At 64.2% G+C, this 7,476-nt stretch carries 7 protein-coding genes; 4 read left to right on the forward strand and 3 right to left on the reverse strand.

The annotated features are described in order from the left end of the window. Nucleotides 1-1,036: ornithine cyclodeaminase (locus tag ABY403_RS11285; protein ID WP_372840915.1), on the forward strand; the 1,036-nt coding region annotated here is incomplete at its 5' end. A 127-nt stretch (nt 1,037-1,163) separates the two neighbouring features. Here the strand turns inward: ABY403_RS11285 and ABY403_RS11290 are convergent. Further along, entirely contained in the window at nt 1,164-1,598 is a 435-nt protein-coding gene (locus ABY403_RS11290; protein WP_372840916.1) for an Lrp/AsnC family transcriptional regulator, read from the reverse strand. Nucleotides 1,599-1,603: 5 nt separating this feature from the next. Then, nucleotides 1,604-2,872, reverse strand: a complete 1,269-nt coding sequence (locus ABY403_RS11295; RefSeq protein WP_372840917.1) for a 4-aminobutyrate--2-oxoglutarate transaminase — start codon at nt 2,870-2,872, stop codon at nt 1,604-1,606. A 104-nt stretch (nt 2,873-2,976) separates the two neighbouring features. Here ABY403_RS11295 and ABY403_RS11300 point away from each other — a divergent pair, with 104 nt between their 5' ends. Then, complete coding sequence (locus tag ABY403_RS11300) at nt 2,977-3,768, forward strand: MerR family transcriptional regulator (RefSeq protein WP_372840918.1); 792 nt, start codon at nt 2,977-2,979, stop codon at nt 3,766-3,768. Nucleotides 3,769-3,823: 55 nt separating this feature from the next. After that, nucleotides 3,824-4,222 (forward strand): META domain-containing protein, encoded by a 399-nt coding sequence (locus ABY403_RS11305; RefSeq protein WP_372840919.1) that lies wholly within the window; start codon nt 3,824-3,826, stop codon nt 4,220-4,222. On the opposite strand, the gene ABY403_RS11310 is transcribed toward ABY403_RS11305, so the two are convergent. Beyond that, nucleotides 4,206-4,682: an Lrp/AsnC family transcriptional regulator gene (locus ABY403_RS11310; RefSeq protein WP_372840920.1), complete on the reverse strand. Its 477-nt coding sequence runs from the start codon at nt 4,680-4,682 to the stop codon at nt 4,206-4,208. The two genes, ABY403_RS11305 and ABY403_RS11310, sit on opposite strands and share 17 nt — an antisense overlap. A 104-nt stretch (nt 4,683-4,786) precedes the next feature. Between ABY403_RS11310 and putA the strand changes: the two genes are divergently transcribed. After that, nucleotides 4,787-7,476, forward strand: a 2,690-nt coding sequence (putA, locus tag ABY403_RS11315) for a bifunctional proline dehydrogenase/L-glutamate gamma-semialdehyde dehydrogenase PutA (protein WP_372840921.1), incomplete at its 3' end; no start/stop codon positions are given.

The following is a 7,476-nucleotide window of genomic DNA, read 5'->3' on the forward strand; positions in this document are numbered from 1 at the left end:
ACCTTCGCAACTGGCTCTGGTTCCCTTCGTCTCGGTCGCAAATATGATGCGGCTTGTTCACCACATCGGGCTAGAGCGAATGCTGCTTGAACTTGCAGCCGAAATCGAAGCCGATTTTCGCCGCTGGCCAAAGTTCGACAAAACCCCGCGCGTAGCCTCGCACAGCGCGGTGGGCGTGATCGAACTGATGCCCACTTCAGATGGTGAAACCTACGGGTTCAAATACGTCAACGGCCATCCCAAGAACACGCACGAGGGGCTGCAAACCGTTACCGCCTTCGGGCTATTGGCCGAGGTCAGCACAGGCTATCCGCTACTGCTCAGCGAAATGACCCTGCTCACCGCGCTGCGCACTGCCGCCACTTCGGCAATGGCGGCCAAATGGCTTGCCCCCAAGGGCGCGCAGGTCATGGCGCTGATCGGCAATGGCGCACAATCCGAGTTTCAGGCGCTGGCCTTCCGCGCGGTTTGCGGCATCAACGAAGTGCGCCTTTACGATATAGATCCAGCCGCCACCGAAAAATGCGCGGCCAATCTGGCCCGAACCGGGCTGCGCGTCGTGCCATGCAGCTCTGCCGAGGCCGCTATCGAAGGCGCGCAGATCATCACCACCTGCACCGCCGACAAACAATATGCGACGATACTGACCGACAATATGGTGGGTGCCGGGGTGCATCTGAACGCGATCGGCGGCGACTGCCCGGGCAAGACCGAACTGGCCCCCGGCATCCTGTCGCGCGCCTCGGTATTTGTCGAATACCCCGAACAGACCCGCGTTGAAGGCGAGATTCAGCAGATGCCCGCCGATTTTCCCGTGACCGAGCTTTGGCAGGTCATCACCGGGCAGGCCGCGGGGCGGCGGAACACCGCCGAAGTCACGCTGTTTGACGGTGTGGGCTTTGCGATCGAAGATTTCGCGGCACTTCGCTATGTGCTGAGCAAGCTGCAAGGCACCGCGCTATATGACGACCTCGACATGATCGCAGACCCGGACGATCCGCGCGATCTTTACGGCATGTTGATGCGCGCAGATTAAGGGGCCAGCCTGCGTGGCCAGCCCCAAGTTTCGGCGTCGAAATGCTTGACGAATGCTTAACGCGCTTACTTTATGTTATGTTTTACAAGCGCTTAGGCAGCTTAACACGCGTGATAAGCCCCGCCGCTCACAGCTTGGCACCGGGGCGGCGCGTGGTCAGCATCAGGTTGGTTTCCGATGTGGCCACGCCTTCAAGGCGGCGGATCTGCGACAGAACATCGTCAAGCTGCGCCAGCGTCTGGGTGCCGATTTCGACGATCAGATCCCATTTTCCATTCGTGGAATGTACCGCCTGCACCGCCGAAAGCCCCATCAATCGCGCAATGATCCGGTCGGTGCCGCGCCCCTCGATCCCCAACATCATCAGCCCACGCACCGGCGCGGCCGTCACATCGGTGCGCGTCAGCACCGTAAAGCCGGAAATCTCGCCCCGCGCGACCAGCCGTTCAATCCGCGCCCGCGCCGTGGCGCGCGCCACGCCCAGCGCCGCCGCAAGATCGGAAAGCGAGGCGCGCCCGTCGCGGCGAAGCGCCGCGATCAGGCGTTGGTCCGTCTCATCCACGGGTGTCAGCCCCGCGCGGCAATCATCGACGCTTCGATGATGTCGAGCGCCTCGTCAAACACCGCGTCGGGAATCGTCAGCGGCGCGAGGAACCGGATAACGTTGCCATAAACGCCGCAGGTCAGCAGGATCAAGCCGCGCTTCAGCGCCTCTTCCCGCACCCGGTTGGTAAAGGCGGGGTTGGGTTCGGCTTTGCCCGCCACGTTGAACTCGACCGCGTTCATGAAGCCGGGGCCGCGAATATCGGCAATCTCCGGAACCGTCTCACGCATACCCGCCAACCGCTGCTTCAGCCGCTGCCCAAGCCGCGTGGCGCGGTCGCAAAGCTGTTCGTCCTCGATCACGTCAAGCACCGCATGGGCCGCAGCCACGCCCAACGGGTTGCCCGCGTAGGTGCCGCCAAGACCGCCGGGGTTGGGGCTATCCATGATCTCGGCGCGGCCCGTCACCGCCGAGATTGGAAAGCCGCCACCCAGCCCCTTGGCCATGCAGGTGATATCGGCCGCAACGTCGTGGTGCTGCATCGCGAACATCTTGCCGGTGCGGGCAAAACCGGTCTGCACCTCGTCGGCGATCAACACGATGCCGTGGGCATCGCAAACCTTGCGCAGCGCAGCCATGAAGCCCGCCGGCGCCTCGTAAAACCCGCCCTCGCCCTGCACCGGTTCCACGATGATCGCAGCAACGCGGGTGGGTTCCAGATCGGCCTTGAACAGCCGATCGAGTGCGGCCAGCGCGTCAGCGGTGCTGGTGCCGTGCATTTCGATCGGAAATGGCAGGTGCCACACATCGCCCATCATCGGCCCGAACCCGGCCTTGTAGGGCTGCACCTTTCCGGTCAGCGCCATTCCCATGAAGGTGCGGCCATGAAAACCGCCCGCAAAGGCCACGATGGCGCTGCGCCCGGTGTAGTGCCGCGCGATCTTGACCGCGTTTTCAACCGCCTCGGCACCGGTGGTGGCGAAGATGGTCTTTTTGGCGAAATCGCCCGGCAGCAAGCCATTCAACCGCTCGGCCAGTTCCACATAGTTTTCGTAGGGCACGACCTGATGGCAGGTATGGGTGAAGCGGTCGAGCTGCGCCTTGACCGCCTCGATCACGCGCGGATGGCGGTGGCCGGTGTTCACCACCGCGATGCCCGCCGCAAAGTCGATGTAGCGGTTACCCTCTTTATCCCAGATCTCGGCGTTTTCGGCGCGGTCAGCGTAGATCTGCGTGGTCATGCCGACGCCTTTGGCGATGGCGGCGGTCTTGCGGTCGGTCAAGCTGGTCATCGTATTCTCCCGATTCGGTCTTTGCATTTTTTCTGCAAGATTTTTTTCACCTGCGATAGTATGTACCCGACTATGAGATGCCGTTTTCTGGCGAGGCCAAAGAAATGAGCGACGAAATCCCGTTTCGGGTTGCCGATGCGGCACGAGCGGCGGGGGTTTCCCCCTCGACGCTGCGGCTGTGGGAGGCGCAGGGGTTACTTGCGCCCGCACGCCGCGCGTCGGGCCAGCGGCTCTATTCTTCGGCCGATGTGGCGCGTGCCTGCCGCATCGCATGGCTGCGCCGCGAGGCGGGGCTGAACCCGGCCGCGATCCGTGTGGCGCTGGCCGAGGCAGAGCCCGAGACCACCGCACCCACCGCAGAACCGCTGGGCGCGCGGCTTCGTGCCTTGCGCGTAGCGCGTGGCGAGCGGTTGGAACAGACAGCCTCTGCCTTGGGTATTTCTGCCTCGGCGCTTTCAACGCTGGAACGCACCGGTGCCGGGGTTTCGTTCAAGACCTTGGCCGACCTTGCGCGCCACCTCGGCACCACGGTTTCCGCGCTTTCCGGGCAAGACCAGCCGGGCGGCGCGGTGGTGCGGGCGGGGTCGGCGAGGATTTGGCCGATGCCAGTGCCGGGGCTTCGGGTCGAAGTTCTGGCAGAGGGGCGACGGCAGATGGATTGCCACCGCTTCGTGCTGGCACCGGGCGCGGCTAGCGAGGGCGGGTATGGCCACGAGGGTGAAGAGTTCATTCACGTTCTGACCGGGCGGCTGCGCCTGACGCTCGACGGCGTTGAATGCCACGATCTGGGCGCGGGCGACTCGGTCTATTTCGAAAGCCGCCGAAGCCACGCATGGGTCAATGCCGCCGATGGGGAAACTGTTCTGATCTGGGTGAACACACCGCCGACTTTCTAGCTTTCGCCGCAACGCCCACAGGCGCATACTGCACCAAACCTGACCGGAGACCGAAGTGCACCGCTTACCTCTTTTTCTCATGGCGAGTCTTGCGTTTGCCATGCCTGCCGCAGCTGATCCCTTTGCCGCGCTGCCGATCGGCGGCCAGTGGCGGGTGGTCGCCATTGCAGGTGAAGCTGTGCCAAGCGGCGCGGAAATTACCCTATCGCGCGCAGCGGCCGACAGTGTTGGCGGCAAGGTGATTTGCAACACGTGGTCGCGGCCGATTTCTGCCTCGGGTGAAAAGCTTATGCTGGGCGGGCTGACCACCACCAAGATGCTCTGCGACTTCGATTTTTTCAAATATGAGTTTGCCTTCAATGACTTGCTTGGCAAGGTCGATAGCGTGCGCGAGGCCGCTGGCGGGATCGAGTTGCTTGCAAATGGCGCGGTGGTGATTACCGCGGCGCGATAGGTCCGGCCTCTTTCACCGCCTCCATCGCCACATAGGTCGAGGTTGCCGCCACGTGTGGCAGCGTCGAGATGCGCTCGGCCATCACCCGGCGATACTCGGTAATATCGGTGGTGCGCACCTTCAGCAGATAGTCGAACCCGCCCGCGATCATATGACATTCCTCGATCTCGGGCACCGCGCGCACCGCACGGTTGAACGCTTGCAGCGCGCCCTCGCGGGTGTCGGACAGGCGCACCTCGACAAAGGCCACATGCGCCAGCCCCATGCGGATCGGGTTGAGAATGGCGCGGTAGCCTGCAATCACCCCCGCCTCTTCCAACCGCCGCACACGCGCCTGCACCGGCGATTTCGTCAGCCCCACCCGGCGGGCAAGTGCGGTGGCGGTGATGCGGCCATCGGCGGCGAGCGCGGCAATGATCGCTGCGTCGAAACGGTCTAGCTCTACCGGTCCTTTTGGCATGTGTATTGGCATTTCTTTGGTCGTTTTGGCTGCTGATTGCAAAAGATCGGGCCGAATGGCTTGCAGATTGCCGCTATCATGGCCCCAACGCAAGGGAGCTTTTGATGAACCGCCTGTCCACGCTGATGCACCGCATCGAAACAGAAAGCCTTACCCCTGAAGCACCTCTGCTGCGCGAACTGCTTGCCGAGGCGGCGCTTGACCCGGCTGCGCGCCGCCACATAGCCGAGGCCGCCGCAGCACTGGTGCGCCAGATCCGCGCCGACGTGCGCCCCGGCCTGATGGAAGTGTTTCTGGCCGAATACGGGTTGAGCACAGAGGAAGGCGTGGCGCTGATGTGTCTGGCCGAGGCCCTGCTGCGGGTGCCCGACACAGACACCATGGACCGTCTGATCGAAGACAAGATCGCCCCTTCGGATTGGGGCAAACATCTTGGGCGGTCGTCCTCATCGTTGGTGAACGCCTCGACTTGGGGTCTGCTGCTGACCGGCAAGGTGTTGGAAGACAAAGAGCCGGGCGTTGTTGGCCAGTTGCGCAACGCCGTGCGCAGGCTGGGCGAACCCGTCATCCGCCTTGCGGTGGGCCGTGCCATGAAGGAAATGGGTCGCCAGTTCGTGTTGGGTGAAACCATCGGCGCGGCGATGAAGCGCGCCGAGACGCGCGAGGCCGAGGGCTATAGTTTCAGCTACGACATGCTGGGAGAGGCCGCCCGCACCGGACATGACGCAGATCGATATGCAGACAGCTACGCCAAAGCGATCGCCGCCATTGCCAAATCATGCAAAACGCGTGATCCGCGCACCAACCCCGGCATTTCGGTCAAGCTTTCGGCGCTGCATCCGCGTTACGAAGTCGCCCAGGAAGCGCGGGTGATGGCCGAGTTGGTGCCGGTGGTCAAAAGCCTTGCACGCGCCGCCGCCAAGGCCGGGATGAACTTTGCCATAGACGCCGAAGAGGCCGATCGGCTGGCGCTTTCGCTGCGCGTGATCGAGGCGGTGCTGGCCGACCCGGACCTGAAGGGATGGGACGGATTCAGCGTGGTCGTGCAAGCCTATGGTCGCCGCGCGGGGTTGGTGATCGACTGGCTTTACGCCACCGCAGAGCGGCTTGACCGCCGCCTGATGGTGCGCCTCGTCAAGGGCGCGTATTGGGACGCCGAGGTGAAGCGCGCGCAGGTTCTGGGGCTTTCCGATTTCCCTGTGTTCACCCGCAAACTTGGCACGGATGTCAGCTACATAGCGCTGGCCCGCCGCCTTTTTGGCATGAGCGACCGCATTTATCCGCAATTCGCCACGCATAATGCCCATACCGTGGCCGCCGTGCTGGAGATGGCCGAGGGGCGCGCATTCGAGTTTCAGCGCCTGTATGGCATGGGTCAGAAGCTGCATGACATCGCGCTGAAAGGCGCAGGCGCGCGCTGCCGCATCTACGCGCCAGTCGGCGCGCACCGCGACCTGCTGGCCTATCTGGTGCGACGGTTGCTGGAAAACGGCGCCAATTCGAGTTTCGTCAACCAGATCGTCAACGAAGAGGTGCCGCCAGAAGTGGTCGCCGCCTGCCCGTTGACAGCGCTTGAGGCGCTGGCCGATCCCGTCAACCCGCGCTTGCCGCGCGCGCCGCAGTTGTTCGCACCCGCCCGCGCCAACAGTCGTGGCTTCGATCTGACCGATGCCGGCACGCTTGCGGCCATAAATGCCGCACGCGCGACCAAGGGCCTTGCGGTTGCCGCGCCAATGCTTGCGGGCCCGGTTGAAGGCGGCGCGCCGCAGGCCGTGCTCAACCCCGCCACCGGGGCCAAGGTGGGCGAGGTGCGCGCGGCCACCGCCACCGATGTCGCCACCGCCCTTGCCGCCGCGCAAACTTGGGACACACCAGTTGCCGAACGCGCGCTTGTGCTTAACCGCGCCGCTGACATGTTCGAGGCCGATTTCGGCCCGATCTTCGCGCTTTTGGCGCGCGAGGCTGGCAAGACCCTGCCCGATGCGGTGGGAGAGTTGCGCGAGGCAACCGATTTTCTGCGCTATTACGCGCTTGAGGCGGCCGCGCTGAACCGCCCGGCGCTTGGCGTTTTCACCTGCATCAGCCCGTGGAACTTTCCGCTGGCAATCTTTACCGGGCAGATCGCAGCAGCCCTTGCCGCAGGCAACGCGGTACTGGCCAAGCCCGCCGAGCAAACGCCGCTGATCGCCGCCCATGCCGTGCGGCTGTTGCACCGTGCGGGGGTGCCCGCCAGCGCGCTGCAATTGCTGCCCGGCGATGGCCCAAGCGTGGGCCGCGCGCTGACCTCGGACCCGCGCGTTGCGGGCGTGGCGTTTACAGGATCAACCGATACCGCGCAGGCGATCCGCCGCGCGATGGCTGCCAACCTTGCCCCCGATGCGCCGCTGATCGCGGAAACCGGCGGCCTTAACGCGATGATCGTGGATAGCACCGCGCTGCCCGAACAGGCGGTGCGCGATGTGCTGGCCTCGGCGTTCCAATCGGCGGGGCAGCGCTGCTCGGCACTCCGCTGTCTTTATGTGCAGCACGACATCGCCCCGGCGTTTACCGAAATGCTGTTTGGCGCGATGGATGAATTGCGGGTCGGCGACCCTTGGCATCTTGCCACGGATATCGGCCCGGTGATCGACGCCGAGGCCGAAGAGACAATCGGCGCGCATATCGGGCAGGCCGAGGCCGAGGAGCGGCTGCTGAAGGAACTACCGCGCCCCGAAGGTGGCCATTTCATTGCCCCCACCGTGATCCGTGTGCGGGGCATCGCGGATCTGGGGCGCGAAATCTTTGGCCCGGTGCT

The organism is Phaeovulum sp., assembly GCF_041596715.1.
In the GTDB taxonomy this organism is placed as follows: Bacteria; Pseudomonadota; Alphaproteobacteria; order Rhodobacterales; family Rhodobacteraceae; genus UBA6213.

Coding starts and splice junctions, on each gene's coding strand:
- ABY403_RS11295 (WP_372840917.1), bottom strand. CDS start 2,872: ATGACCAGCTTGACCGACCGCAAGACCGCCGCCATCGCCAAAGGCGTC.
- ABY403_RS11300 (WP_372840918.1), top strand. CDS start 2,977: ATGAGCGACGAAATCCCGTTTCGGGTTGCCGATGCGGCACGAGCGGCG.
- ABY403_RS11310 (WP_372840920.1), bottom strand. CDS start 4,682: ATGCCAAAAGGACCGGTAGAGCTAGACCGTTTCGACGCAGCGATCATT.